This window comes from Mycolicibacterium confluentis, from assembly GCF_010729895.1.
Taxonomy (GTDB): Bacteria; Actinomycetota; Actinomycetes; order Mycobacteriales; family Mycobacteriaceae; genus Mycobacterium; species Mycobacterium confluentis.
This window is the reverse complement of record NZ_AP022612.1, coordinates 5,557,763-5,584,203: the sequence shown is the minus strand read 5'-3', so window position 1 is coordinate 5,584,203 and position 26,441 is coordinate 5,557,763. Positions and strand designations below refer to the sequence as shown.

Annotated in this window: 28 protein-coding genes; 15 read left to right on the top strand and 13 right to left on the bottom strand. The window is 69.5% G+C overall.

Features of this window, described 5'->3' with window-relative positions; genetic code table 11:
* The first annotated feature begins 120 nt into the window (after positions 1-120).
* Positions 121-1,014, top strand: coding sequence for a hypothetical protein (locus G6N34_RS26225; protein ID WP_085154152.1), 894 nt, complete (start codon positions 121-123; stop codon positions 1,012-1,014).
* A 230-nt stretch (positions 1,015-1,244) separates the two neighbouring features.
* Positions 1,245-2,789: an N-acetylmuramoyl-L-alanine amidase gene (locus G6N34_RS26220; protein ID WP_085154480.1), complete on the top strand. Its 1,545-nt coding sequence runs from the start codon at positions 1,245-1,247 to the stop codon at positions 2,787-2,789.
* A gap of 47 nt (positions 2,790-2,836) precedes the next feature.
* On the opposite strand, the gene G6N34_RS26215 is transcribed toward G6N34_RS26220, so the two are convergent.
* From G6N34_RS26215 to G6N34_RS26205, 3 genes are read right to left on the bottom strand one after another with little or no spacing between them, the layout of a single operon-like run.
* Entirely contained in the window at positions 2,837-3,652 is an 816-nt protein-coding gene (locus G6N34_RS26215; protein WP_085154150.1) for an HAD family hydrolase, read from the bottom strand.
* Positions 3,652-4,395, bottom strand: a complete 744-nt coding sequence (locus tag G6N34_RS26210; protein WP_085154148.1) for a lysophospholipid acyltransferase family protein — start codon at positions 4,393-4,395, stop codon at positions 3,652-3,654. The genes G6N34_RS26215 and G6N34_RS26210 overlap by 1 nt, the downstream gene beginning before the upstream one ends.
* Before the next feature lie 3 nt (positions 4,396-4,398).
* Complete coding sequence (locus G6N34_RS26205) at positions 4,399-5,157, bottom strand: lysophospholipid acyltransferase family protein (RefSeq protein WP_085154478.1); 759 nt, start codon at positions 5,155-5,157, stop codon at positions 4,399-4,401.
* Between the two features lie 227 nt (positions 5,158-5,384).
* Here G6N34_RS26205 and G6N34_RS28355 point away from each other — a divergent pair, with 227 nt between their 5' ends.
* The 3 genes from G6N34_RS28355 to G6N34_RS26195 are packed head-to-tail and all read left to right on the top strand — an operon-like array spanning position 5,385 to position 7,457.
* The gene (locus G6N34_RS28355; protein WP_264016569.1) at positions 5,385-5,516 is read left to right on the top strand and encodes a hypothetical protein; all 132 of its coding nucleotides are present in this window, start codon (positions 5,385-5,387) and stop codon (positions 5,514-5,516) included.
* Positions 5,517-5,565: 49 nt separating this feature from the next.
* Entirely contained in the window at positions 5,566-7,125 is a 1,560-nt protein-coding gene (locus G6N34_RS26200; protein ID WP_085154146.1) for a Rieske 2Fe-2S domain-containing protein, read from the top strand.
* Positions 7,122-7,457 (top strand): hypothetical protein, encoded by a 336-nt coding sequence (locus tag G6N34_RS26195; protein ID WP_085154144.1) that lies wholly within the window; start codon positions 7,122-7,124, stop codon positions 7,455-7,457. The genes G6N34_RS26200 and G6N34_RS26195 overlap by 4 nt, the downstream gene beginning before the upstream one ends.
* On the opposite strand, the gene G6N34_RS26190 is transcribed toward G6N34_RS26195, so the two are convergent.
* Together G6N34_RS26190 and G6N34_RS26185 are read right to left on the bottom strand one after the other, a co-directional pair.
* On the bottom strand, positions 7,454-8,455 hold the full coding sequence (locus tag G6N34_RS26190) for an MOSC domain-containing protein (RefSeq protein WP_085154143.1): 1,002 nt from the start codon (positions 8,453-8,455) through the stop codon (positions 7,454-7,456). The genes G6N34_RS26195 and G6N34_RS26190 overlap by 4 nt on opposite strands.
* The gene (locus G6N34_RS26185; protein ID WP_085154141.1) at positions 8,455-9,264 is read right to left on the bottom strand and encodes a DUF5718 family protein; all 810 of its coding nucleotides are present in this window, start codon (positions 9,262-9,264) and stop codon (positions 8,455-8,457) included. The genes G6N34_RS26190 and G6N34_RS26185 overlap by 1 nt, the downstream gene beginning before the upstream one ends.
* Before the next feature lie 124 nt (positions 9,265-9,388).
* Between G6N34_RS26185 and G6N34_RS26180 the strand changes: the two genes are divergently transcribed.
* A complete protein-coding gene (locus G6N34_RS26180; RefSeq protein ID WP_234813007.1) occupies positions 9,389-10,087 on the top strand; it encodes a hemerythrin domain-containing protein in 699 nt (232 codons plus the stop codon).
* Here the strand turns inward: G6N34_RS26180 and G6N34_RS26175 are convergent.
* Complete coding sequence (locus G6N34_RS26175; protein WP_085154138.1) at positions 10,077-13,391, bottom strand: ATP-binding protein; 3,315 nt, start codon at positions 13,389-13,391, stop codon at positions 10,077-10,079. The genes G6N34_RS26180 and G6N34_RS26175 overlap by 11 nt on opposite strands.
* Positions 13,392-13,413: 22 nt before the next feature.
* Entirely contained in the window at positions 13,414-14,670 is a 1,257-nt protein-coding gene (gene serS, locus G6N34_RS26170) for a serine--tRNA ligase (protein WP_085154476.1), read from the bottom strand.
* A 103-nt stretch (positions 14,671-14,773) separates the two neighbouring features.
* Between serS and G6N34_RS26165 the strand changes: the two genes are divergently transcribed.
* A complete protein-coding gene (locus tag G6N34_RS26165) occupies positions 14,774-16,348 on the top strand; it encodes a septum formation family protein (protein WP_407663284.1) in 1,575 nt (524 codons plus the stop codon).
* A gap of 4 nt (positions 16,349-16,352) precedes the next feature.
* A complete protein-coding gene (locus G6N34_RS26160) occupies positions 16,353-16,703 on the top strand; it encodes a metallopeptidase family protein (protein WP_085154134.1) in 351 nt (116 codons plus the stop codon).
* A 216-nt stretch (positions 16,704-16,919) separates the two neighbouring features.
* On the opposite strand, the gene G6N34_RS26155 is transcribed toward G6N34_RS26160, so the two are convergent.
* Both G6N34_RS26155 and pheA read right to left on the bottom strand, forming a co-directional pair.
* Entirely contained in the window at positions 16,920-17,606 is a 687-nt protein-coding gene (locus G6N34_RS26155; protein ID WP_085154131.1) for a histidine phosphatase family protein, read from the bottom strand.
* Positions 17,603-18,523, bottom strand: coding sequence for a prephenate dehydratase (gene pheA, locus G6N34_RS26150; RefSeq protein ID WP_085154129.1), 921 nt, complete (start codon positions 18,521-18,523; stop codon positions 17,603-17,605). Before pheA ends, G6N34_RS26155 begins: the two co-directional genes overlap by 4 nt.
* Before the next feature lie 109 nt (positions 18,524-18,632).
* On the opposite strand from pheA, the gene G6N34_RS26145 reads away from it, so the two are divergent.
* The 5 genes from G6N34_RS26145 to G6N34_RS26125 all read left to right on the top strand — a co-directional run bounded on the left by G6N34_RS26145 (position 18,633) and on the right by G6N34_RS26125 (position 22,749).
* Positions 18,633-18,923, top strand: coding sequence for a cupin domain-containing protein (locus tag G6N34_RS26145; protein WP_085154127.1), 291 nt, complete (start codon positions 18,633-18,635; stop codon positions 18,921-18,923).
* A 116-nt stretch (positions 18,924-19,039) separates the two neighbouring features.
* A complete protein-coding gene (locus G6N34_RS26140) occupies positions 19,040-19,810 on the top strand; it encodes a DUF2470 domain-containing protein (RefSeq protein WP_085154125.1) in 771 nt (256 codons plus the stop codon).
* 22 nt (positions 19,811-19,832) lie between these two features.
* Positions 19,833-20,654, top strand: a complete 822-nt coding sequence (locus G6N34_RS26135) for a CPBP family intramembrane glutamic endopeptidase (RefSeq protein ID WP_085154124.1) — start codon at positions 19,833-19,835, stop codon at positions 20,652-20,654.
* 6 nt (positions 20,655-20,660) lie between these two features.
* On the top strand, positions 20,661-22,004 hold the full coding sequence (locus tag G6N34_RS26130) for an LCP family protein (RefSeq protein ID WP_165763670.1): 1,344 nt from the start codon (positions 20,661-20,663) through the stop codon (positions 22,002-22,004).
* A gap of 199 nt (positions 22,005-22,203) precedes the next feature.
* Positions 22,204-22,749 carry a ferritin gene (locus G6N34_RS26125; RefSeq protein WP_085154472.1) on the top strand — a complete coding sequence of 182 codons (546 nt, stop codon included), beginning with the start codon at positions 22,204-22,206 and terminating at the stop codon, positions 22,747-22,749.
* A 1-nt stretch (position 22,750) separates the two neighbouring features.
* Here G6N34_RS26125 and G6N34_RS26120 read toward each other — a convergent pair whose 3' ends face one another.
* From G6N34_RS26120 to G6N34_RS26110, 3 genes are all read right to left on the bottom strand, one after another.
* A complete protein-coding gene (locus tag G6N34_RS26120) occupies positions 22,751-23,575 on the bottom strand; it encodes a glycerophosphodiester phosphodiesterase (protein ID WP_085154122.1) in 825 nt (274 codons plus the stop codon).
* 4 nt (positions 23,576-23,579) lie between these two features.
* Positions 23,580-24,446, bottom strand: a complete 867-nt coding sequence (locus G6N34_RS26115) for a DUF4328 domain-containing protein (protein ID WP_234813006.1) — start codon at positions 24,444-24,446, stop codon at positions 23,580-23,582.
* Positions 24,447-24,706: 260 nt separating this feature from the next.
* Entirely contained in the window at positions 24,707-25,048 is a 342-nt protein-coding gene (locus tag G6N34_RS26110; protein WP_085154120.1) for a rhodanese-like domain-containing protein, read from the bottom strand.
* A gap of 359 nt (positions 25,049-25,407) precedes the next feature.
* Between G6N34_RS26110 and G6N34_RS27675 the strand changes: the two genes are divergently transcribed.
* Positions 25,408-25,557 carry a hypothetical protein gene (locus tag G6N34_RS27675; protein WP_165763668.1) on the top strand — a complete coding sequence of 50 codons (150 nt, stop codon included), beginning with the start codon at positions 25,408-25,410 and terminating at the stop codon, positions 25,555-25,557.
* A gap of 23 nt (positions 25,558-25,580) precedes the next feature.
* On the opposite strand, the gene G6N34_RS26105 is transcribed toward G6N34_RS27675, so the two are convergent.
* A complete protein-coding gene (locus G6N34_RS26105) occupies positions 25,581-25,886 on the bottom strand; it encodes a S24/S26 family peptidase (RefSeq protein ID WP_085154119.1) in 306 nt (101 codons plus the stop codon).
* A 55-nt stretch (positions 25,887-25,941) separates the two neighbouring features.
* On the opposite strand from G6N34_RS26105, the gene sodN reads away from it, so the two are divergent.
* Positions 25,942-26,364 carry a superoxide dismutase, Ni gene (gene sodN, locus G6N34_RS26100; protein ID WP_085154118.1) on the top strand — a complete coding sequence of 141 codons (423 nt, stop codon included), beginning with the start codon at positions 25,942-25,944 and terminating at the stop codon, positions 26,362-26,364.
* Positions 26,365-26,441: the final 77 nt, after the last annotated feature.

Sequence of the window (26,441 nt, the reverse complement as noted above, 5' to 3'; positions counted from 1 at the left end):
GCGATGTCGCGATTAGCTCACGATTCCGCATCGTCACTCCAGTCACAGTAGTCACACCGGTACCGTCGATCACGTTGTTCCTGTGACACAACACGTAGTCCAGATATTGAGGAGACTTCCGTGCCAAACCGACGTCGACGCAGGCTCTCGACAGCTATGAGCGCAGTCGCCGCCATGGCCGTCGCGAGTCCATTTGCCGTCATCGCAGTTTCCGAGCTCTACCCCGTCCCGCAGCAGCATGAGTTCGAGCAGGCCGCCGTCGTGACCGACCTGCCCAACGAGTTGATGTCCGCGCTGCAGCAGGGCCTGTCCCAGTTCGGCATCAACCTGCCGCCGATGCCCACGGGGCTGAGCCCCGCTGGCGCCATGCCGGCCACCGCGCTGACCAACCCCGCGTTGGCAGGCACCGGGCTGACCCCGAGCCTCGCCGCGCCCGGGCTGACCCCGAGCCTCGCCGCGCCCGGACTGACCCCCAGCCTGGCCGCACCCGGACTGACCCCGGGCATCCCGGCGGCGCCGATCACTCCGGGCCTGACCACGCCCCCGGTGACGCCGGGCCTGGGCCTGGGTGACGCGTCGCTGACCAACCCAGCGCTGACCCCCGCGCTCAGCCCGACCGGACTGACGCCGTCGCTGCCGACCACGGGTCTCACCCCCGCGCTGACCGCGACGGACCCGCTCGCGCCGATCCCGGGTGCCACACCCGGCCTGGGCCTGGGCACCGAGATGCCGATCAGCGCACCCATCGGCCTCGATCCGATGGCGGGCACCTACCCGATCCTCGGTGACCCGTCACTGGGCATGGGCGTGCCCATGGCCCCGACCGGCGGTGGCGGCCTGATCAGCGATCTGAGCAGCGCGGCGCAGCAGTTGGGCGCCGGACAGGCCATCGACCTGCTCAAGGGTGTCGTGATGCCTTCGATCATGAGTGCCGTGCAGTCGGCGGCTCCGGCGGCTCAGGCCGCGGCGGCTCCGGCGGCTGAGGCCGCCGCCGCGGCAGCACCGGCGGGCTGACACACCTCCCTACAGACGGCACCGCAGGGTGGGCTCTAACCCTCGACCCCCATCAAGAGCCCGGACAACCCTGCGGTGCCGTTGCACGTTTTCACTTCTTTCACTTTCGTACCGTGTCGAAACATCAGTAACAATCGACGCATACGTAACATCGATCCGTGCCTCGTCGCTTCGGTCGCCGGCCACCGCCGGCCCTGCTGCTCACCGCCATCGCGGCGACTGCGGTGATCATGCCCTGGGCCCTGGACGACACCCCCGCTCAGAACGGCCCCAGCGCCGCGGACACCCGCCTTGCCGAACAACCTCTCGACGGCCTCGGCGGCGGCGAGAGCATTCGCGAGGTGTCTCAGGCCACCCCGTTCTCCATGGTCGCCATCACCGGCGACAACCTGGCCGGCACCTCAGCCCGGATCCGCGCCAAGCGCGGTGACGGCAGTTGGGGCCCCTGGTACTCAGCCGAGGCCCTGCGGACCACCGAGAGCGACGACGCCCCGGGCGCGTCCCCCGGCACCGATCCCGTGTTCGTCGGCAACACCACCGCCGTCCAGATCGCGGTGACGCGCCCCAAGGACGCACCGGTCACCACGGCCCCACCGAAGCACGAGGACCTCGGCTACCGCCCGGCCAGCACCGAACGCTCCCTGGGCCAGAACCTGTCGGCCATCCTGATCAGCCCGCCCCAGGCGCCCGTCGACGTGCAGTGGACGCCGCCGACCGCCGCCATGACACCCGGACAGCCGCCTCCGATCATCAGCCGTGCCCAGTGGGGTGCGGCCCCCACCGGCCGCTGCGGCAACCCGGTGTACGACGACGGCGTGCGCGCCGGGATCGTGCACCACACCGCGGGCAGCAATGACTACGCCCCAGAGGATTCCGCGGCCATCGTGCGCGCGGTCTGGGCGTATCACACCGAGACCCTGGGCTGGTGCGACATCGCGTACAACGCGATGGTCGACAAGTACGGCCAGGTGTTCGAGGGGCGTGCGGGCGGCCTGGACCGGCCCGTCGAGGGCTCGCACACCGGCGGCTTCAACCGCAACACGTTCGGCGTCGCCATGCTCGGCGAGTTCAGCGTCGACCGCCCCACCGACGCACAGCTGGGCGCGGTGGGCCGGCTCCTCGGCTGGCGCCTCGGCCTCGACCACGTCGACCCGCGCGGCACCGTCGTGCTGACCTCGGCCGGTGGCGAGTTCACCCACTTCGGCCGGGGCTCGATGCCCACCCTGCCGACGATCTTCACGCACCGCGACGTCGGCAACACCGAATGTCCCGGCGCCGCGGCCCTTGCGGCCATGGACACGATCCGGGACCTGGCCGCGCGCTTCAGTCAGCCCGCCGGTCCCGTCACGCTCGAGGACCGATTGCGCGGGGGTGCGATCTTCGCCAAGTGGCAGAAGCTCGGTGGCCCTGACTCGATCCTGGGCGCACCGACGTCGCCGGAGGCGTCCGCGGAGGGCGACATCCGGTATGCGACGTTCGAGCGGGGCGCGATGTACTGGTCGCCCAGCAGCGGCGCCGCACCGGTCACGGGCGCGATCTACGCCGCCTGGGGCTCGCTGGGCTACGAGCGCGGACGGCTGGGGCTGCCCACCAGCGGGGAGATCCATGAGCCGCTCTGGATCAAGCAGAACTTCCAGCACGGCACGCTCAACTTCGACCGGGAGACCGGCCTGGTGACGCGCGTCGTCGACGGTGTCGCACAGCAGCTTCCGCCGCCCTTGGTCGACAGTCAGCCGGTGCAGCTCGAGCGGTTCACACCGATCAGCGTCGGCTGAGCCGAGCCCCCGAGCTCAGCATCCCGCGCCGCCCTGCGGAGCGTCGGTCAGAGCCACCAGCGTTCGAGCACGCGCGCCAGACCGTCCTCGGAGTTGCGCGTCGTCACCTCATCGGCCGCAGCGACCGCCTCCGGATGCGCATTGCCCATCGCCACGCCGTGGCCGGCCCAGCCCAGCATCGGCACATCGTTGGGCATGTCGCCGAACGCGATGATGTCGGCGGCCGTGATGCCCTGCGGGGTGGCGATTTCGGCCACTCCGGTGGCCTTGCTGACGCCGCGCGGCACGATCTCGATCAGGCCGTTGTTGGTGCTGTAGGTGATGTCACCATCGTCACCGACGAACTTGGCCAACGCGGTGGCCATGTCGGCGCTCTGCGCCCCGGCCCTGCGGATAAGCAGTTTGACGGCCGGTTCGGACAGCAGGTCCACCAGCGACACCTCGGTGTTGTCCGGGTTCAGCCAGGCGTGCTCGTACCCGGGTGAGCTGACGAACTGCGGCGTGGCGGCATCGTGGGCGCTCTGCCCGATCCGCTCGACGGCCAGACCCACGCCGGGGATCGCGCGGTTGGCGATCTCGGCCCACCGGGCCAGCGCCTCGGTCGACAGCGTGCGTGCCGACAGGATCCGGTCCTGAGCGGGGTCGTAGATCACCGCACCGTTCGCGCACACTGCCAGCGGCGCGAATCCCAGCGCGTCGACAACAGGCGCCACCCAGCGGGGCGGACGGCCCGTGGCGAGCACGAACTGGGTGCCTGCGGCGACGGCGGCCGCCACGGCGGCCCGGGTCCTGGGCGTGATCTGCTCGTCGTCGTCCAGCAGCGTGCCGTCGACGTCGGTGGCGATCAGAGTGGGCAGTGTCATCAGTGCTGGGTCCGCCTTCGTGCGCGTTCGGCCAATTCCGCTTCGTCGAGCGCTTTGGCCTCGTCCATGGTGGGGGCGCCGCCGCCGAGTCGGCGCGGCACCCAGTACGCACCCGCGGGATGCGGATACTCCTCCTGCACGCGATGCAGGATCGTCGTCATCGCGTTGCGCATCGCCGCCTCAAGGAGGTCGGCGGTGCCCTCTGGCCGGATCGGATCCCCCACCGCGACGGTGATGGGAATCTTGTTGCGGCCCAAGTTTCTTGGGTGGTCCTTGGTCCACATCCGCTGGGCGCCCCACACGATCAGGGGGATCAGCGGCACCTGGGCCTCCAGCGCCATCCGTGGGGCCCCGGACTTGAACTCCTTCAACTCGAAGGACCGGCTGATCGTCGCCTCCGGATACACCGCGACCAGTTCCCCGTCGCGCAGACGCTCGACGGCCACGGCGTAGGCGCCGGCCCCCGCACTGCGGTCCACCGGGATGGTCTTGGAGTGCGTGATCAGGAAGTTGACGACTTTGACGTCCTTCATCTCGGCCTTGATCAGGAACCGCAACCGGCGCCTGCGCTGCGTGGCGGCCAGTGCTGCGGGCAGGAAGTCGATGTAGCTGGTGTGGTTGATCGTGATCACGGCGCCGCCGGTGGCAGGAATGTTCTCCAGGCCCAGGAACGTGATCTTGGTTCCGGTGACGCGCCTGGCGACACCGGCCGCGATCTCGAGGCTGCGGAAAACGGGTTCCATCGGCTACTCCGGTCGCTGCGCCCGTCGAGCAGCGCGTTCGGCGGCCTCCTCGGCGTCCATCTGCGACGCCTCGGCCAGCGAGGGGGCTCCCCCGCCCAGGCGTTTGGGCACCCAGAACTCGCCCGCAGGGTGCGGCCCGTACGCCTCCTGGGCCTGCTCGAGCAGATGCTGCATGCGCGAGTGCAGGAGCGCGGTCAACTCGGGGGCCGGCAGCGTCGGCTGGATCGGCTCTCCGACCGTGATCGAGATGGGTACCTTCGGCCGCCACATGTTTTTGGGTTGGCCCTTGGTCCAGATCCGTTGGGCGCCCCAGATGATGTGCGGCACGATCGGGACGTCAGCGGCGATTGCCATCCGGGCCGCCCCCGACTTGAACTCCTTGATCTCGAAGCTGCGGCTGATCGTGGCCTCGGGGTAGACCCCGACGAATTCGCCGGCCTTGAGCCGACGGCAGGCCTCGTCGAACGACTCGGCGCCGGCCAGTCGGTCCACCGGGATGTGGCCGAGCTTGCGCATGAGCGGGCCGCCGACGCTGTGGTCGAAGACCTCCTGCTTGGCCATGAAGCGCACCTTGCGACCCAGCCCCTGCCGGTAGGCGGGCAGGCCGGCGAAGGTGAAGTCGAAGTAGCTGGTGTGGTTGATCGCGATGACGGCACCGCCCTGCCGCGGGAGGTTCTCGACGCCGGTCACGGTGAACTTCAGGCCCTGGGCCCGCCAGACCGCGCGAGCCAACTGGATGACGGTGCCGTATACGGGTTCCACAATTAGCCAGCCTAGCCGTTCTTTCCTGTCGTGATCCGTGTGTGCGAGGACCCCCGCTCCGCTGAGCCAGGTGTTCGCCGGAACAGATGCCAAGCTGGTCGCGTGACCTTCCCGTCCGGTCCGATCGCCGTTCCCGCCGTGGTAGCCGACATCGCCGTCGGCCGACCGGTCGAAGCCGTCCGGCTCAACGAACTCACCGGACCGCCTGCACACCGCCGGACGCCGCGATGTCACTCGACTGGGACTCCGCCGGATCCTGGCTGGTCGAGCTTCTAGAGGCTTATGGCATCGAAGGCGATGCCGAACGAATCGCCCACTACCGGCGCCTGTGGGACTCCCTCGAGATCGGCGGCGGTTAAGCTCGACACTGCAGGTTTCGGGGGCAGAACAACCATTCGGAGAGTATTTGTGCAGGTCACGAGCGTCGGTCACGCCGGCTTCCTGATTGAGACCAACGCGGGAAGCATCCTCTGCGACCCCTGGGTCAACCCGGCTTATTTCGGCTCGTGGTTCGTCTTCCCGGACAACTCCGGGCTGGACTGGGACGCCCTGGGCAACTGCGACTACCTGTACGTGTCGCACCTGCACAAGGATCACTTCGACCCGGAGACCCTGCGGGATCACGTCAACAAGGACGCCGTGGTGCTGCTTCCGGACTACCCGGTGCCCGACCTGCGTCGCGAACTGGAGAAGCTGGGATTCCACGACTTCGTGGAGACCACGAATTCGGTGAAGCACCGGATCAGCGGCCCCAAGGGCGACCTGGACGTGATGATCATCGCGCTGCGGGCCCCGGCCGACGGGCCGATCGGCGACTCCGGCCTGGTGGTCTCCGACGGCGAGACCACGGCGTTCAACATGAACGACGCGCGCCCCGTGGAATTGGACGTCCTGGACCAATTCGGTCACATCGACGTGCACATGCTGCAGTACTCGGGGGCGATCTGGTACCCGATGGTCTACGACATGCCGGCCCGGGCCAAGGAGGCGTTCGGCACACAGAAGCGCCAGCGGCAGATGGATCGCTGCCGGCAGTACATCGCCCAGGTCGGCGCCACGTGGGTGGTGCCGTCGGCGGGTCCGCCGTGCTTCCTGGACGCCGAACTTCGCGACCTCAACGACGACCACGGCGATCCGGCCAACATCTTTCCGGACCAGATGGTCTTCCTCGACCAGATGCGGCAGAACGGGCACGACGGCGGCCTGCTGATGATCCCGGGGTCGGCCGCGGACTTCACCGGGCCGACGTTGAACTCACTGACCCACCCACTGCCCATCGACGAGGTCGAGGCGATCTTCACCACCGGCAAGGCCGACTACATCGCGGCCTACGCCGAGCGGATGGCGCCGGTGCTGGCCGCGGAGAAGGCCCGCTGGGCGCCCGCCGCCGGGGAACCGCTGCTGGAACCGCTGCGCGCCCTGTTCGAGCCGATCATGGCGGCGACCGACCAGATCTGCGACGGTATCGGGTATCCCGTGGAACTGCGGCTGCACTCCTCCGAGTACAAGGAGACGGTGGTCCTCGACTTCCCGAAACGGATTGTGCGAGAGCCGATTCCCGACGAGAAGTTCCGCTACGGGTTCGAGATCGCACCCGAGTTGGTGCGCACCGTGGTCCGCGACCGCGAGCCGGACTGGGTCAACACGATCTTCCTGTCCACCCGGTTCAAGGCGTGGCGAGTCGGCGGGTACAACGAGTACCTCTACACCTTCTTCAAGTGCCTGACCGACGAACGCATCGCCTACGCCGACGGCTGGTTCGCCGAGGCCCACGACGACAGCGCCTCGATCACGCTGGACGGCTGGGAGATTCAGCGCCGCTGCCCGCACCTCAAGGCCGACCTGTCGAAGTTCGGGGTCATCGAGGGCTCCACGCTGACATGCAACCTGCACGGCTGGCAGTGGAACCTCGACAACGGCCGGTGCCTGACCAGCCGAGGGCACGAACTGCGGAGTTCCAAGTTGTGAGCGCGCCCCCGAAGCAGTACTACGACGACGGGCTGGTCCAGCTGGATCAGCACGCGATCACGTTGCGCCGCTACCATTTCCCATCCGGCACCTCGAAGGTGATCCCGGTCAGCACGGTGCGTGGCTACCAGGCCGAGCCGCTGGGCCTGTTCACCCAGCGGTTCCGCATCTGGGGCAGTTCCGACCTGCGTCGCTGGCTGCCGCTGGACGTGTGGCGCCCGATCAAGTCCACGCTCGTCACGCTCGACGTGCCCGGGCGGACCAAGCCGGCGTTCACCCCCTTGCGGCCCGAGGAATTCCTCGAGATGCTCGACGAGGTGCTGGACCGCTAACCGCGCAGGACGGTGGACTCCAGGATGCGCTGCAGGCCACGCATGGCGGTCTTGCCCGCCGCCGAAGCGGCCCGGCGCACAACCCCGGGTTCGGCCACCGCGTGCACGGTCACCTCATCGCCCACTCGGACCACGCCCGCCTTCGTCACGTCGGCGTACACCCCGAGGAAGCGGTCGGTGCGCTGGGCCAGTTGTCGGGTCAGCCCACGGTCGGTCTCCAGACCCGGTTGCGCCCTGGTGGGGACCACGCACCGGATCGTCGGGATATCGACGTGCAGCGACGCCGATCCGAGACGGAGCTGCGAACCCACCCACTGGGTTTCGGGGAACTCGGCCTCCACCCCGCTGCCGTCACCAGAAGACTCGACGAGGACGTTGGGCCGGAACCGCCGCACGTCGTAGGGCACGCCGTCGGGCGACAGGGCCGCCAGGCTGGCCGTGCTCATCAGGTGCACCGGGCTCAGATCGACGAATGTTCCCGGCGGCGTGGAGTACCGCGCCAGCGTCAGGACCTGTTTGGTGGTGAACACCGAGGTGTCGGGCAGGGACTCGGTGGCCGACAGACCGAAGTCCTCACGGATCTCCTTGGGTGCGTAGTTGGCGAGGCTCTGCTTGAGCGAAAGCCTGTGCGCGCTGGTGTCTTTGGCGGGCGGCAGTGCGGTGAGCCGGACCTCACGCCCAACGACCTCGCTGATCCGGTCATGGATCGCCGGGTCGTCGCTGTCCAGTTCGGAACCGTCCGGGAACGTCACGATCACCGGCGGCACCCTGCCGGGCCCCGCGTCGGGCCCGGGATCGCGTGCGTACCGGGCTGTGCAGCCCAGCAGCGCGGGCAGCCGCCGCGCTGAGGCGGTCACGTCGTTCTCCAGATCGCGCACGGCCCACAGTCGGTCGGCGTGCACGCCGCGGCGGTCGATGCGCACCTGCTCGACCTGCGCGCCGCCCATGGACTTCACTGGGAAGCGCCACAGCTGGTGAACCGTCCCGGATGCGGACATCAGCGGTGCGAAACCGTCTGGCGCAGTTCGGAAACCGCATCCGATGCGGTGTCGTACACCCGCACGATGGCGTCATCGCCCGGCTTGAGATAGGTGGACTCGCCCAAGTCGGTGTAGCGCGTGGCGCCGATGCCGATCAGCACCTTCTCCGGACGACCCGAGGCCACCATCAGCGCGCCGACGTCCTCCAGGGGCGTGTCCGGCGCCCCCTTCTGATGGGCGAGGCGTTCGACGATCCAGTCCAGCAGCACCTCGCCGTAGTAGGAGTAACCCAGGAGTGGGCTGTCGACGCCGTACTCGTGAATCTGCCCTTCGGCGTCGTGCAGGAAGGACACCAGGCGCAGGGTCGCCGTTGGACCGTCCGGGGTGAGGTCGCTGATGTCGAAGAACTTCTTCGCCACGCCCTTGGACGCCGGACCCCAGTTCTTCTTGTGGCTGATCTTGGGTGCGCCGGGGCGTCGGATCGAACAGTCGTTGAACGCGCCCAGTGCGAACGGTTCCAGCGCGGCGACGGTGTCACCGTTCCACTTCACGTGGCAGGCCAACCCCACCTCGGGTTCGATCTGCAGGTTCAGCGGACCGTCCGTCGAATCCGGCAGCAGGATCTGGTCGTGCGACAGCGGGAACTCACCCAGGAAGCTTTCGTAACCCGGTGCATACCAGGGGAATATCCCCTTCGGTGCGGCGCCCTCAGACGCCACGTTGACGAAGTCGACCGCCTCCCCCGCCTGTTCGAGGTGGCCTGCGAAGTTACCGGCGACTCCGAACCCGAACCAGGTGCGCAGCTCAGCGAGGTCGATATCGATCATGGCTGCACCCTACTGTGGGCCGAACAAGCCGGTGACAAGTCGCACTTAAGTCGCCGACGCCAGGCTGTGCTTCGAACCTGCGATCCGCGACATCTCGGATCCGCCGAGCTTGAGGAGCACCATCGTGACGACCGCCGGCACCACCGCACCCGAGCGCGCGGACGACTCCACACCCGATCTGCTGGGAATCACCCTGGCCCACCGCGCGATGATCACCGACCTGCTGCGCCTCACCGACCTGGCGGAGGCGGTGCGCGACCGCGATGTGATCTGCACGCCTGGCCACGCGCGCGCCGTCTCGCACTACATCGAGCTGTTGTGCGATTCCATCCATCATCACCACGAATGCGAGGACACCGTGATGTGGCCGGTGATCCGGTCCAGCGTCGGCGATCACCTCGATCTGAGCGAACTGACCGAGGACCACGCGGCATTGGAACCCCGGTTGGCCCAGCTGCGGGCCCGGGCGGCGGCCTTCCGGCTGTCGATGGGCGATCGCCAGATCGCAGGCCTGATGGCCCTCGAGCTCGGCGAAATGGCGGCGCTGCTGACCGACCACATCAACGACGAGGAGATCGAGCTGTTCCCCCTCATCACCGCGCACGTCTCGGTGGAGGACTGGGCGTCGGTGGAGGCCGCGGCCCGAGCCGGTGCCCGGATGTCGTTCGACGGTCCGCGTTCGCTGGCGGTGATGACCGACGACGAGCGGGCGGCGTTCACCCAGCAGACCGGGATCGGGCCACGCATCCTGCTCGCGGTGCTGCGGCTTGCGCATCGACGGCGGGAGCGGGCAGTCTTCGGCCGCCACGGCGTCAGTCGATGAACCGCCGGGCTTCGGCAGCCAAGTGCTCGCGCAGCTCCGAGGCCGCTGCGCGGTAGCGGCGAGCGTCGTCCGGCCTGCCCACTGCGTCGGCCGCGGCGGCCAGCGCGTCGTCGACCGGGCCGACCATCAGCCCGTCCACGCCGAGTCCGGCGATCCGGCCGGAGTAGGGGCGCAGGTCCTTCGCGCGTGCCCGCGCCTCGTCGAGGTCGCCGAGCGCCACCGCCGCGTTGACCCGCAGCACGGTGAACGGGAGCCAGAAGTACGCCCGCTCGATGGGCTGGCGGTCGGGCCACAGCGCGCGGGCTTCCGCCTCGCGGCCAGCCGCCATCAGCGCCAGCACCGCGGCGTCCAGCGCCGCGACCGACACCTCGCGATAGAAGAACAGCAGTTCGTCGGCCAGGACACCCAGATCTCCGAGGCAGAACTCACCCGTCACTCGACCGACCATCGCCAGCTTGGCCCCGTTGGCGGCGCCGTTCTCCACCATGCGTGCCGCCAGATCGGTGTAGGCGCTGACGGCCTCGTCGAGGCGGCCCACCAGCAGGTGCATCCGGGCCTCGAACAGGCCCAGCACCCCGAGCAGGTGCACGAGTTGGCCGGTGCCCGCCCGGGCCACCGCGAGGTCGACGTGCCGCTTCGCCTCGGCCAGGTCGGACCGATGACCGGCCGCCAGCGACAGCAGCCAGTGCGCCACCGCTTGATAGTCGGCCTGCTCGGTGGCCTCCGCGGTCGCCAGCAGTTCGGCCGCCGTCGAATCGCGCTCGGCATCGATGTCCGGACCCAACGCGCAGTAGGCCCGCACGTTGAGCGCGGTGCACAGCAGACGTCCCGCCGATCCCGGATCTTCGGCGTAGGCGCGGCGCGCCAGGTCCAGCATCTCGGTGCTGACGGCGAGCGCCGCGTCCGGGTCGGCGCCCTCCAGTTCCACGTACAGCGCCTTGAGCAGCCTGATCCGGTCGGCCAGTGTGACCCCTTCGCCGGCCAGCCTCTGCCGCAGCAGCGCGATCATCTGGGCGTCGGACCCGTCGTACTCGCGGTCCCGCCACACCAACGGGGTGTCCCAGGCGGTCAGAACGCGGACCGTCAGGTCGTCCTGTGCCGTCCCGGTGAGCAGTTGCAGGGCGGCCTTCGTCTCGAGGCGCGCGGCGACCGCATCACCAGACTGAGCCAGCGCGGCGATCAGACCGCAGCGTGCGTCGATCTCGTCCCGCAGCCCGTCGAGGCTGGGCCGCAGCCGGCGGCTGGCCGCCAGTTCCAGCATCTGCACCACCGCACGCCACTGGCGGGCCGCTTCGGCGTGGGCTCCGAGCGTACTGGCCTCACGCGCCGCCTCCGTTGCGAAAGCGGCAGCGGTCAAAGCGGTTTCGGCCCTCGCCGCGGCAACGGCATGGTGTGCCAGCGCGGCCGGATCTACGGACCGTCCGGGTTCGCGGAGCAGTTCCAGTGCCGCGCCGTGCAGCCGGGACCGCCGCAGCTTGGAGGTGTCCTCGTAGAGGGTGTCGCGGACCAGGGCGTGGGCGAACCGCAGGCGTCCGGGCTCCGGCTCGTCGAGAAGTCCCAGCAGGACAGCCGGCTCCAGCGCGTCGAGAAGATCGTCGGGATCGCTGCGGCCCAGTTCGGCGAGCAGGTCCACGTCGATGTCGCGGCCCAGCACCGCGGCCTGGCGCAGCGCGGTGACGGTCTGGCCGGGCAGCCGGGCCAGCCTGCGGCGCAGCACATCCCGGACGCCGACCGGCACCGACGCCCACACCGCGTCCGGGCCCTCGGCGTCCATCAGGCGAGCCAGCTCGCGAATGAACAGCGGGTTGCCTCCGGTGCGCTCGCGCAGCAGCCGCAGGGCCTCCCCGCTGGCCGCGGTCAGTCCGCAGTCGGCGGCCAGCGCGGCGGTGGCCGCGGCGTCCAACCCGCCGATAATCAGATGCGCCGCGGTGTGGACCGTCAGCGCCGCCCGGGCCACCTCCAGTTCGCCGTGGTCCTCCGTCGGGCGATAGGTCGCGATCACCAGCACGCGGCTGTCCTTGATCCGGTCGGCCACCAGGCGCAGCAGTTCCAGCGTCAGGCCGTCAGTGCGGTGCAGGTCATCCAGCACCACCGCGAGCGGCCGCGCCTCGGCGACCGCGGTCAACACATCGGCCACGGCCTGGCCCAACCAGAATGTCCCCGGTTCGGCCGCGGCACCGTCGTGCAGCAGCGGCGCCAGTGCTGCCCTGCCGTCGTCCATCCCGTCTTCGAGCAGGTCCCGCAGCACCTCGGTCCACGCCCATCCGGCGGGCGCGCCGTGCACCTCCGGGGAGCGGCCGTGCACCGTACGCCAGCCCACGGCACGCAACCGGGCCGTCGCGGCGTCGGCCAGCGTCGTCTTGCCGGACCCCGCCTCGCCCCCGATCCAGACCACCGCGCTGCGGCCCGCGACTACGGCGCGCGCCACGTTGTCGATTTCGGCGAGCTCCTCGGCCCGCCCGTACGCGGCGGCCTCGACGGGGCCGGGCGACACGATGGCCGGTGCGGCGGGTTGAAGATTCGGCCGGGACGGCTCCAAATGGTCGGCCTGACGCAGGATGTCGCGTTCGAGATCGCGCAGCGCCCGGCCGGGTTCCAGACCCAGTTCGTCGACGAGGTGACTTCGGGTGCGCCGCAACACCTGCAGAGCGTCGGTCTGGCGCCCGCTGCGGTACAGCGCCGTCGCCAGCACGGCGGCCGCGCCCTCCCGGCCGGGACGCTCACCGACATGACGCTCCAGCGCGGCGATCGCGGCGTGGTACCGGCCGAGTTCGACCTGCGCGGCGGCCTGGGCCTCCACCGCCGCCAGCCGGAGTTCCGTCAGCCGGGCCACCTCGGGAACGGCCCACAGTGCGTCGCCGAATCCGGCCAACGGGTCACCCGACCAGCCGGCCAGCGCCTCGTCTAGGCGGCGTACCCGCTTCTGCGGATCCGATTCCTCATGTGCCGCAGTGACATCGGATTCGAACCGCCAGGAGTCGACGGCGTCGACCGGCAGCCGCAGGCAGTACCCGGGCGCGGCGCTCACCAGGATGCGGGCGGGGGCCCGACGCTGTCGGCCCGGCTCGAGCGCACGCCGAAGATGCGAGACGTAGACCTGCAGCGCCGACAGCGCCTTGGGCGGCGGTTCCCCCTCCCAGAGGTCCTCGATGAGCCGATCGACCGACACCGTATGGCCGTGTGCGGCCACCAATCTGGCCAGCAGCGCCCGTTGCAGGCGTGCACCCAGGTCCACCGGATCGTCACCGACCCACGCCTGGACCGGTCCCAGCACCCTCACCCGTACCGGGTTCTCCGCAGTCATCCCCAAGGCCGCGGTGTTGCGCTTACCGGGGTTCCAGCACCGAGGCGCCGACGTACGGCACGAGCGCGTCGGGGACCCGCACGCTGCCGTCGGGCTGCTGGTGGTTCTCCAGAATCGCCACCAGCCAGCGCGTGGTGGCCAGTGTGCCGTTCAGCGTCGCGGCGGTCTGCGGCTTGCCGTTCTCGTCGCGGTAGCGCGTCGAGAGCCGGCGAGCCTGGAACGTCGTGCAGTTCGACGTCGAGGTGAGCTCGCGGTAGGCCTGCTGAGTGGGCACCCAGGCCTCGCAGTCGTACTTCCGCGCGGCCGACGAGCCGAGGTCGCCCGCCGCGACGTCGATGACGCGGTAGGGAACCTCGATGTGCGCCAACATCTCCCGCTGCCAGCCGAGCAGTCGCTGGTGCTCGGCCTCGGCGTCCTCGGGCTTGCAGTAGACGAAGCCCTCGACCTTGTCGAACTGGTGCACGCGGATGATGCCGCGGGTGTCCTTGCCGTAGCTGCCGGCCTCCCGGCGGAAGCACGATGACCAGCCCGCGTAGCGCAGCGGCCCATCGGAGAGGTCGAGGATCTCGCCCGAGTGGTACCCGGCCAACGGCACCTCCGAGGTGCCGACGAGATACATGTCGTCGGCCTCGAGGTGATAGATCTCGTCGGAGTGCGCGCCCAGGAAGCCGGTGCCCGCCATAACCTCGGGGCGCACCAGCACCGGCGGGATCATCAGCGTGAACCCGTTCTGAGTGGCGACGCGCACGGCCAGCTGCAGCAGACCCAGCTGCAGCAGCGCGCCTCGCCCAGTCAGGAAGTAGAACCGCGACCCGGAGACCTTCGCGCCGCGCTCCATGTCGATCAGGCCCAGCGCCTCGCCGAGTTCCAGGTGGTCCTTGGGATCGGACAGTTGGGCGGGCTCCCCGACCGTGTCGAGCACCACGAAGTCGTCCTCGCCGCCTGCGGGGACTCCGTCGATGATGACGTTGGAGACGGCCATGTGCGCCGCGGTGAACGCCTCCTCCGCGGCGGCCTGAGCGCCCTCGGCCGCCTTGACCTCGGCGGCAAGGTCCTTGGCGCGCGCCAGCACTGCGGGACGGTCTTCCTTGCTGGCGGCGCCGACCTGCTTGCTCACCGATTTCTGGTCGGCGCGCAGGGTGTCCGCCTTCGACACCGCGGCCCGACGCGCGGCGTCGGCGGCCAGCAGTGCGTCCACCAACTCGGGGTCTTCGCCGCGGCTGCGTTGGGAACGGCGCACGAGGTCGGGGTCTTCGCGGAGCAGCTTGAGGTCGATCACGCCCGTCAACACTACTTTTGCCGTCGGCGGTCCGCGCTCTTGAGGGTCAGTTGCCGGCTTGTGTCGCCCGACGCCTCATGAGCACAACCCCATAACACTACAACTGCAACAGTTGTCACAGCGGTCGGCGCGCCTGTCACAATGGGAGCCGATGGTTGATGGACCCCAGCAGGAAGATCGCGACGACGTGGCCGAAGAGAACGACCCCGTCGGCTCCCCAGACGACACCCCCGATGCCGCGTATGTCGCGGAGCCGGCGTCGAGCGCGTTCGACGTCGAGTCGACTGCTCTGGAGGCCGACAACACCGAGGACGACACCGAGGACGACGCGCCTCGTGAGCGGTTCAGCTGGCTGAGCACATTCCATGCCCGGTCCACCCGTCGCGCCCTGCTGCTGACGGCACTCGGGGCGCTGTTGATCGCGGGCCTGATCACCGCACTGCCGGTCAACCGCAACCAGACCGGGCTCGCCGCCTACCTGCACTCCGATCCGGTGCCGAGCACCGGTTCCCGCGGCAACAAGGCGTTCAACGACGCCCAGGCCGGCGACTGCCTGAACTGGCCTGAGCGCACCCCGGACGACGCGACCATCGTTGACTGCCAGGAGGACCACCGCTTCGAGGTGGCCGAGTCGGTCGACATGCGGACCTTCCCGGGTTCGGAGTACGGACCCGACGCCGCGCCGCCGTCACCGGCACGCATCCAGCAGATCAGCCAGGAGCAGTGCCAGGTTGCGGTGCGGCAATACCTCGGCCCGCGGTTCGACCCGAACAGCCGTTTCACGATCAGCATGCTCTGGTCCGGAGACAAGGCCTGGCGTCAGCACGGCGAGCGCCGGATGCTGTGCGGCCTGCAGCTTCCCGGTCCCGACGGCCAGCAGTTGGCGTTCAAGGGCAAGGTCGCCGATGTCGACCAGTCCAAGGTCTGGCCCGCGGGCACGTGCCTGGGCATCGACCCGGCGAGCAACCAGCCGACCGACATCCCCGTCGACTGCGCCTCACCGCACGCGATGGAGGTCACCGGGTCGGTGAACCTGGCCGAGCGCTTCCCCGGCGGGTTGCCACCCGAGCCTGAGCAGGACGGGTTCATCAAGGACTCGTGTACCCGGATGACGGACGAGTACCTCGCGCCTCTGCAGCTTCGGACCACGACGCTGACCCTGATCTACAGCACGATCTCGCTGCCCAGCTGGTCGGCGGGCAGCCACCAGGTGGCGTGCAGCATCGGCGCCACCCTGGGCAATGGCGGCTGGGCCACCCTGATCAACAGCGCCAAGGGGCCGCTGTTGATCAACGGGCAGCCGCCCATCCCGCCGCCGGACATCCCGGCCGAGCGTCTGAACCTGCCGCCGATCCCCATGCCCGGTGGCGGCGCGCAGTCCACCTATCAGCCGGACGACTCGTCGAACTCCGGTTCGTCGTCGAACTCGGGATCGCATAGTTCGGGTTCGCAGAGCGACTCGAGTCAGCACCTGCCGCGGCAGACCTCGGCCCCGACGTCCACCGCGGCCGCGACCGAACCTCCTGCGACACAGGGCAACACGTTCAACCCGCCGGCGCCCGGCGCACCGGCACCGCCGCCCGAGGCCGCCGCGCCGCCACCCCCGGCCGACGCCCCCGCACCGGAGCCCGCCCCCGGACCCCCGCCGGGTCCTGAGGTTCCGCCGCCGCCGGCCTGATCCGATGCCGGTGTCGATGAGTCCGGAGCGTTTCGAGGAGTTGGTCTCCGACGCGCTCGACCGGATTCCACCCAAGCTGGCCGCGGCTCTCGACAACGTCGTGGTGCTCGTCGAGGAGCACAACGCCGAAGAGCCCGACCTGCTCGGCCTCTACGAGGGAGTCGCGCTGACCGAGCGGGACAGCTTCTATGCGGGTTCGCTGCCCGACGTCATCACCATCTACCGGGGTGCGCTGCTGCAGATGTGCGAGTCGGAGGCCGAAGTCGTCGACGAGGTCACGATCACCGTCGTGCATGAGATCGCCCACCACTTCGGCATCGACGACGAGCGCCTGCACGAACTCGGTTGGGCTTGACCGGGCGCGGCATCATCGCTTTGTCACCACGCAGTGATAGGAACGGGCCATGGGTGCGAGATGCCGAGCGTGTGACGCAGACGAGGCGCACTGCCACGGCACGCTGATCGTGCACGGGGCGGGTCGCCCCGAGTGCACCGAGGACGGCTGCGGCACTCCCGAACTCACCATGCACACCTTCGTCGTCGACTGTGACGTGGTGGCGTGTGAGTGCGGTCAGCCGATCGGGTCGGGCGCCCGCTTCGCATCCTCCACCGGATTGGCGTCGAGCTCCGGGTAGAACGGCGGGCTCGCCGCACCCCAGTGCACGCAACTCCAGCGCCCGTCGGTGATGGGCGCGAGCGTCACGGCGTCGGTGTTGGCCAGGTGGTGCTCAAGCGCGAAGGTGGCCTCGACTCCGGCCAGCGTGGCCGCGACCAGGCGGATCGCCGCGCCGTGGCTGACCAGGACGATGTCACCGTTCCACTCGTTGTCGTCGAGATGGCGCAGCCGCAGATCCTTGACGACGGGCAGGTACCGGTCCAGAACATCGGCGCCGGTCTCACCACCGGGCATCGCGAGGTTCAGTTCACCCTCATGCCAGCGCTGGTAGATGCGGTTGAACTCGTCGACCGCCTCCTCGTCGTTGCGGTTCTCCAGGTCGCCGACCTGCACCTCGTGCAGGCCGTCGAACTCATGGGTGTGCAGGCTGAGCACGCCGGCGATCTCGGCCGCGGTCTGGCGGGCTCGGGTGGCGACCGAGTGCCCCAGAAGCACCGGCTGTCCCGGGGCGTTCTGCGCGAACGCCCGGGCCTGATCTCGGCCCAACGGCGTGAGTTCGGCGCCCGGCGGCCGAGTGTCGAGGCGCTTCTCGACATTGCCGTAGGTCTGTCCGTGCCGGACCAGGATCAGCCGCCCGCTCATGGCTGCTCCCCGCTTCGCAGCCGGTTCAGCCACTGCGTGGCGTCGTCGAGTTGTGGCGGCACACTGCCCGTCGCCGCACCTGTGGGCCAAGAACCTAGATATCGCACATCTGCACAACGACGGTGCAGCGCTTTGAGTGCCTCAGCCACCGCGATGTCATCGATGTGGCCGACACAGTCCAGGAAGAACACGTAGGTGCCGAGTTCGACGCGCGTGGGCCGAGATTCGATGCGGGTCAGGTCGATGTCGCGGATACCGAACTCGGTGAGGGCGCTCACCAGGGCCCCGGGCTCGTTGTCGAGCTTGAGAACCACCGAGGTGCGGTCGGCACCCGTGCGGGGCGGCGGGGGGCCGGGCCGGCCGACGAGCACGAACCGGGTGCGGGCGTTGGCCTCGTCGACCACCCCGTCGGCAAGCGTGTCGAGTCCGTAGCGGTGGGCGGCCAGCGCGGTGCTGACCCCGGCGTCGGCGCGGCCGTGGCTGACGTCGTCGGCGGCCCCCGCGTTCGATATCGCGGGCACCACCTCGGCGTCGGGCAGGTTCTCGGCGAGCCAGCGACGCACCTGCGCGGCGGCGACCGGGAACGCCGCCACCGTCCGCACGTCAGCGGCGGCGACGCCGGGTCGGATGACGATGCTGAACGCCACGTCGAGCGTGAGTTCGGCGAACACCTGCAGCGGCGTACCCGCGGCGAGGTTGTCGAGCGTGGGGATCACCGAGCCGTCGATGGAGTTCTCGATGGGCACGCAGGCGTAGTCGGCGGCGCCGGACCGGACCGCCTCCAATGCCGCGGGCGTGCTGTCGGTCGGGAGTTGGTCGACATCCGGTCCGTGGGGCAGCAGACCCGCCGCGGCCATGCCGCCCAGTGCCGCCTCCGAAAACGTCCCTCGGGGTCCGAGATAGGCGATGGCAGTCACCCCCAAACCCTATCGGGAAAGCCCCGCGCGCCCGGCCGACTATCTGCGGATCGAGTGGCGTTAGGCTTCCCCGTCGCGGCCAACCGGCGGCAGAGAAGCGGAGGGTCAGATGAGCGCAGGATCGCACGGCGAGGTGCAGCAGGACGACGGCCGATTCCGGGTCACGCGGTGGACCATCGAACCGGGCGGGTCGATCCCCATGCACCGCCACGAATACGACTACGTCGTGGTTCCGCTGGTCAACGGCACCATGCACGTCGTCACCCCGGACGGCACCGCCACCGCCGCCGAGCTCCGGATCGGCGACAGCTACACCAGGACGGCCGGCGTCGAGCACCAGGTGGAGAACCGCGGCAGCACCGAGGCCGTGGTCTTCGTCGAGGTCGAGAGGCTCTCCTAGCCCGGGCCCGCCGGACAGGAAGGTGTTGAACCGCCGCGGATCTGTTATTAAGTTAGGCTTACCTCACTACGAGGCACCGAGCTTGACCAGCACTGACCGCACGTGGAAGGCCTTCGATGACCCTGGCGACGATCCCAGCACCGACGACTGCCGAGCGCATCCGCAGCGCGTGTGTCCGCGCTCAGAGCGCCCTCATCGCACTCGACGGGTCCGAGCCCGAGTCGGTCGCGGTGCACCACCTGCTGGCCGACGGCTCGTTCGGCATCACGGTCCCCGTCAACGGAGTGGCGGCCGCCAACGTCATCACCGCGGGTGCCGCCGGAGTACAGGCGATGCTCGAACTGACCGACTACGCGCCGCTGCCGCTGCGCGAACCGGTGCGCTCGCTGGTCTGGATCCGCGGCCGGATGCACCGCGTGCCCGACCCGATGCTGCGCGCGACGCTCGACGTCATCGCCGCCGAGGATCCCAACCCCGCTCTGCTGCAGGTCGGCTCCGAGTTCACGCTTCTGCGCCTCGAGATCGAGTCGGTCGTCGTCGCGGATTCGACGGGCGCCGAGTCGGTGGGGGTCGGCGCGCTGCTCGACGCCCGGCCAGACCCGTTCTGCGGCATGGAGACTCCGTGGCTGCGGCATATCGACTCCGCGCATCGTGACGTCGTCGCCCGGCTCGCGGCCAAGCTGCCGCGACCGCTGCGCGGCGGACATGTGCGCCCGCTGGGCCTGGACCGGTACGGCTTCCGCCTCCGCGTCGAGGGCGACGACGGCGATCACGATGTCCGTCTCCCGTTCCCCAACCCTGTCGACGACGTCACCGGCCTGAGCCAGGCCATCCGCATCCTCATGGGCTGCCCCTTCGTCAACGGCCTGCGGGCACGCCGCTCCTGACCCACCCGGTTACGGTGTCGGGGTGAGCGCACCCGGCGCACCCGACGCCCCCGACCGACCCGGCGAGACGGAGCCCCTCAGCGCGTTCGAGCGCCGCGCGTTGCGCCTCGAGATCGGCCTGGTCCTCGCGGTCACCTTCGGGCTCAGCGCCGTCACCGCGTCGCTCCAGCTGATTGACTTCGTACTGCGCGGGCTGGCCGGCCAACGGGTCGCGCTCAACCCCAAGAGGTCCTACTTCGACCTGATCGACCTCGGACTGAACCTGGCCTACATCACCCAGCTCCTCGCGTGGGGCGCGCTGGCGGTCTACCTGCTGTGGCGCAGCGGCTTCACCCCGGCCCGCATCGGCCTCGGCCGACTCCGCTGGCGCCCCGACCTGCTCGGCGGTCTCGGCCTGGCGGCACTGATCGGGATTCCCGGCCTGGCCCTGTACGTCGCGTCGCGGGCGCTGGGGTTCAGCGTCGCGGTGGTCCCCAGTGAACTCGACGACACCTGGTGGCGCATTCCCGTGCTGCTGCTGGTGTCCTTCGCCAACGGCTGGGCCGAGGAGGTCGTGGTGGTCGGCTTCCTGCTCACCCGGTTGCGCCAACTCGACGTCAGCCCGACGACCGCGATCGTGGCGTCCAGCGTGCTGCGCGGCGCCTATCACCTCTACCAGGGTTTCGGCGCAGGGCTGGGAAACCTGGCGATGGGCCTCGTGTTCGGGTGGGTCTGGCACCGGACGGGACGGCTGTGGCCGCTGGTGATCGCACACGGAATCATCGACTCGGTCGCCTTCGTGGGGTACGCACTGCTTGCCCCACACCTGGGCTGGCTGGGCATCGATCCGCCGTCGAGCACGTAAATTGGGCTGGTGAACGACGATCGGCCCCGGTACGGCCAGCCGCCGCCCGGTCCGGACGAACGGCGGGGTGCACCCCGCCGCCCGCAGCCCGATGAACCGTCGCAGGTGATCCGCCGGGACCCGTCGTACCGCCCGCATCCGGGGGGCTTCCCCGCGCAGGGCCCTCCCCCACCGCCACGCCCGGCACCGCCGCGCCAACCTCCCCCGGCATCGCCGCGCCAGGCACCCCCACCACGGCAGGCGCCCGCGCCGCACCAGCCCATTCGGCGTCAGCCAGCACCGCCTCTGCCTCCGTCCGCGCGCCGCGCGGCGCCCCCGCCGGCACCACCGCGGCGACCCGCCCAGCGCATCGCGGCGGCACCACCTCCGGCAGCGCGCCCGCCCCGCAAGCGTCGGCGGGTGCCGTGGGGTGGTCTGCTGCTCACAGTCCTGCTCCTCGTCGTGGTCGCGGTGGTCGGCGGCGGGGCCTGGCTCGACCGCTCGCTGCAGCGCATCGACGCCCTGCCCGACTATCCCGATCGCCCCGCCGCGGGCCGGGGCACCACCTGGCTGCTCGTGGGGTCCGACAGTCGGGCGGGCCTGTCCGAGGTACAGCAGTCTGACCTGGCCACGGGCGGCGACCTGGGCTCGGGCCGGACTGACACGATTCTGCTGGTGCATATCCCACGCTTGGGCTCGAGTACGGACGCGACGATGGTCTCGATCCCGCGGGACTCCTACGTCGAGATCCCGGGCTACGGCAGCGACAAGATCAACGCTGCGTTCGCACTCGGCGGGGCGCCGCTCCTGGCGCAGACCGTCGAACAGGCGACCGGCCTGCGCCTCGACCATTACGCCGAGATCGGCTTCGGCGGTTTCGCCGACGTGGTCGACGCGCTCGGCGGCGTCACGATGTGTCCGGCCGAACCCATCAGCGACCCGCTGGCCGGTATAGACCTGGCCGCCGGGTGCCAGAAGCTCGACGGCCGCGCGGCGCTGGGCTTCGTGCGCTCCCGGGCCACCCCGCGCGCCGACCTGGACCGCATGGTCAACCAGCGTCAGTTCATGTCCGCGTTGCTGCACCGCGCCGCGAGCCCGGCCGTCTGGCTCAACCCGTGGCGCTGGTACTCGGTGCCGACCGCGGCGGCCGACTCGGTCGCGGTCGACGACGACGATCACCTCTGGGACCTGGCGCGGCTCGGATGGGCCCTGCGCGGGTCGCCGGTCACGGTCACCGTGCCCATCGGTGCATACACCAGCGGCGGATCGGGCGACGTCGTGGTGTGGGACGACGACACGGCGACGCAACTGTTCGACGCGCTGGAGTCCGACTCGCCCGTCCCGCAGGCCGTGCTCGACGCGCAACCCTGATTCCGTACCTCAATGCCGCGAGCCCGGCCGACCCGACAGCGCCTGCGGTCGCCGGCGGCAGCGTGTCACTGTGAGCCAGCTAACTACCGTCGACACCCTCCGCTGACCCCAATCTGGAGTCAGTCAAGTTAGGCAAGACTGTCCGAAGTAAGCCTCACCTTCGATGACAAGTCCCCTGACCTGCACTATTTTGGAGATCATGAACCACGCCGACGCCACCAACACCAAGTTTCACGGACTTCTCCTCGACCAGATCCGCGAAGAGTTCACGGCGTCGCAGCAATACATCGCCATCGCCGTCCACTTCGACGGTGCCGACCTGCCCCAACTCGCGGGGCACTTCTACAAGCAGTCCGTCGAGGAGCGCAACCACGCCATGATGCTGGTTCGTCATCTGCTGGACCGCGATGTCGAGGTCGAGATCCCCGGCGTCGACGCGGTCCGCAACGAGTTCGCGTCGCCCCGCGAGGCGATCGCGCTGGCTCTCGACCTCGAGCGCACCGTCACCGATCAGATCGTCGCGCTGGCCGCCGCGGCCCGTGACGAGCACGATTACCTGGGCGAACAGTTCATGCAGTGGTTCCTCAAGGAGCAGGTCGAAGAGGTGGCCTCGATGACCACCCTGCTGCGCGTCGCCGAGCGCGCCGGAGACAACCTGTTCGACCTGGAGAACTTCGTCGCGCGGGAATTCACCGCAGGCGCCACTGACCCGACGGCGCCTGCCGCTGCCGGCGGCAGCCTCTGATCTAGTCCCGGCCGGCTTCGGTCAGACCGTTCTGCAGCCAGTCCTTGGTGCGCCCTGGGTGGTTGGTGGCCAACCACGCCACGCCCTGCTCGCGGCAGAACTGCACGTCCTCGTAGTGGTCGACGGTCCAGCAGTACAGTGCCCGCCCCTGGGCCGCGGCGCGGTCCACGAGTTCCGGGTGGTCCCGCAGCGTGGTGATCGACGGACCGACGGCCGTGGCTCCGACGGTTGTCGCGGCGCTGCCTGCGAGATATCGCGACGTCTCCCCCAGCAGCACAGTCGGCAGCAGCGGGGCGGCGCGCCGGATCCGCCACACCGCCGCGGCGCTGAATGACATCACCACGGCGCGCGACAGATCCGCCGACGGCGGCGCGGCGATGCCGAACCGGTGCAGCAGGGCCAGCACCTTGTTCTCGACCAGCGCGCCGTAGCGCACCGGATGCTTGGTCTCGATGAACAGCTTCACTGGGCGGCGGAAGTCCAGCACCAGCTCGACGAGCTTCTCCAGCGTGAGCAGTCCGGTGTCGCCGTGGGTGCCGTCGGCCCGCCAGCTGCCGTGCCACTTCCCGTAGTCGTACTGCCGAAGCTCGTTCAGGGTGAGTTCGCTGACCAGGCCAGTCCCGTTGGCGGTGCGGTCGATCCGGCGGTCGTGCACGCACACCAGGTGACCGTCGCGGGTGAGCCTGACGTCGCACTCGACGCCGTCGGCACCCTCCCGGAGGGCCAACTCATAGGCGGCGAGAGTGTGCTCGGGCCGGTCGGCCGAGGCGCCCCGATGGGCGACGACGAACGGGTGCCCGTCCAACACTTCCCCCGCCGAGTCCATGGTCCTATGCTGCCGGTTCGCGTCCGCTTGTCTCAACCGGTGGCGCGACTTCGGTGTCGGTCGGCGTCGCGGTCTCAGGCGCTGCGCCCTCGGCGGCGACCACCACCCAGCGGTGCGCGGAACGCTCGACGGGCTTGGCCTCGAACCCGCGCCAGACCCGCGTGGTGGCCAGCACCGCGGCCATCGCGATCAGATACCCGCAGATCATGGCGATGGTGTTGTCCGCGACGGCCTGCGCCGAGTGGTTGACGCTCACACCGAACCAGCGATAGCTGAACAGTGTCGCGACCGAGAACGTCGCGACCAGCGCGCTGAGCCCCCACAGCACCCACCAGACGAGGATCGGTTTGCGCATCCGCGTGTAGTGGCCCTCAGCGGTCGCGGTCTCGATGACATAGACCGGCGCCCAGAACAGATTCACCAGCGGCACCACGCACCCGAACCACAGCGCCGACGTCGGGCGCGGATCTGCGGTGCCCTGGTGCGCGAAGACCGCGGCCCGTCGCGCGATGAGCCACCGCGCCATCACCACCCAGCAGGTGATCACGGCGGCCAGGGCCGCGACGCTGATGATCAGGCCCAGCAGCACGGCCGTCGCCGCCAGCACGGAGTTGAGCAGCACGGACCTGTTGATCACCAACAGGATGTAGCGCAGCAGGTACACGCCGGCGGCCACACCCAGCAGGACGGCGGTGATCCTCAGCACCCGGTCGACCACAACCGCGGGGGGACCGCTGGGCGGCGGCGCCACGGAGTCGACGTCGAGGGGAACCGCGTCCTGCAGGCTCCAGCGCGGGATGACGTCATATCGCGGCGGCGGCCCCAGCGGGCGTCGGCGGGGCTTCGGGGCGGGTGGCGAGCCTGGGCGCACCGCGATCCAGCGGAAACCCGGGGGGAGCTGACCATTCCTCGACGGCGCAGCGGCGGTGGGCGGCTGACCCGGCGCGGGCCGGTTCCACCCCGGGTGCGGGGCAGGTGCAGCAGCGGTCTCCGCGCTGGGCGGAAGCAACGACCCCTGACAACGGGGGCACCACGCGCGCTGCTTGTCGCGCACGTTCCAACGCGTGCCACACGACGCACAGACCTGGATCACCGCACCAGCCTAACGACGGGGCTTGCGTGACCGGGCGTTCAGACGGTGCCCGCCGCGCCGGAATCGGTCACCACGGCGCGACCGGACTGCGACCAGGCCAGCATCCCGCCGTCGACGTTGACGGGCTCATAGCCGTTGCGCTGCAGGTACTGCGCCACGCGCTGCGACCGTCCGCCGGCATGGCAGATGACGTAGAGCTGTTTCTCGGCGTCGATCTCGGCCATCCTCGCCGGAACGTCACCCATCGGGATGTGCTGAGCGTCGGGGGCATGCCCGCGCTGCCACTCGTCGTCCTCGCGGACGTCGAGCAGCACGGCGTCGTCGCCGAACACCGTGGGCAAGCCGTCGATCTGGATCTGCGGTACGGCCGAGTCGTCCATGACTGCGATCCTGTCATGTCGTCCGGCGCAGGCGCTGCCGGTCCGGGTGATTCCGCCGCGCAGCAAGTGCGCACCTATCCACAGTTTCCACAGCCTTATCCACAGATGTTCCTAGGTGTCGACTGCACCTTTCCTGGCGTTATGCCGTCAGCGGACGACAAATTGTGGATAACCCTGTTCTCGGCGTCGCAACCATCAACAATCCCCCGGGCCAGCGAGCGAAATTGGTTGACTGGCTAACTGTTTTGGCCCAATTTCTGCCTGGATACAGGAGGGGTTATGATCGCCGTCACAAGAGAATGTCTGTGACGCATCTCACTTGGGGGCAGGATTTTGAACATGCAGGTCAGGACCAGCCGATGACGACTCAACCTCTCGGGCCGCAGTCGGCCCAATCCTCGCACTGGTCCTCGTCGACATGTAACAGGTCGTACGTTCTGGCACTGCTGCGCGCCGGCGTCGTCGCACTGGTGCTGATGGGCGTGCTCGCGCTCATCGTCCTCTTCTGACCTGTCGCGTCCCGCTCGCTGATTCAGCCGCTCCCGGCGCGGACTGTCCACACCACCCGGTAAGTACCCGCGGCCGGCACCCAACCGAACCGTCGCGAGTCGACGACTCCCGGCGCGTCCGGATTGTCCGACCGCGCCTCGAAGGTCGCCCCTCCCCCAGTCCCCTGTACTTCGCCCGCTCGCTTGATCAGCCATCGCGACGACGACGTCGGGTCCGGGAACACCCGTAACTGCCCCGGTTTCACCCGGCCCCACCGGATCGCCAACAGTCCGTCACCCGGGCGCAACGTCGGTCGCATCGAGTCCTCGACCACCACGAATCTGCGCATTGGCCAGGCCCGGGTTGATCGATTTCGCGGCACGCCGAAAGTGTAGGTTGGACCTATGCTGCATCGACTTTTTTCCAATGCGACCCCCGCCCACGCACACTGCGACCTGTACTGCGGTGTCTACGACCCTGCGCAGGCCAAGATCGAAGCGCTGTCCTGCCTCAAGACCCTGCAGAAGTACCACGACTCGGATGACGAGCACTTCAAGACTCGGGCCATCATCATCAAGGAGCGCCAGGCCGAAGAGGTCAAGCATCACCTGATGGTGCTGTGGGCCGACTTCTTCGCCAAAGACCACTTCGAGCAGTTCCCGAACCTGCACCAGCTGTTCTGGGACGGCGTCCACGGCGCAGGCGATGTCAAGAAGTCGCTGGACGTGGCCGTGGCCGAGAAGCTGCTCAAGACGATCGACGAGATCGCCGACATCTTCTGGCAGACCGACAAGGGCAAGCAGATGGGCGTCTACCCGCCTGCCTGAGCTGACCCCTCACACCCTCCTCGGGGCGCCGTGCCTGATGGCACGGCGCCCCGATTAGCACTCGGGTCCTCTTGCCT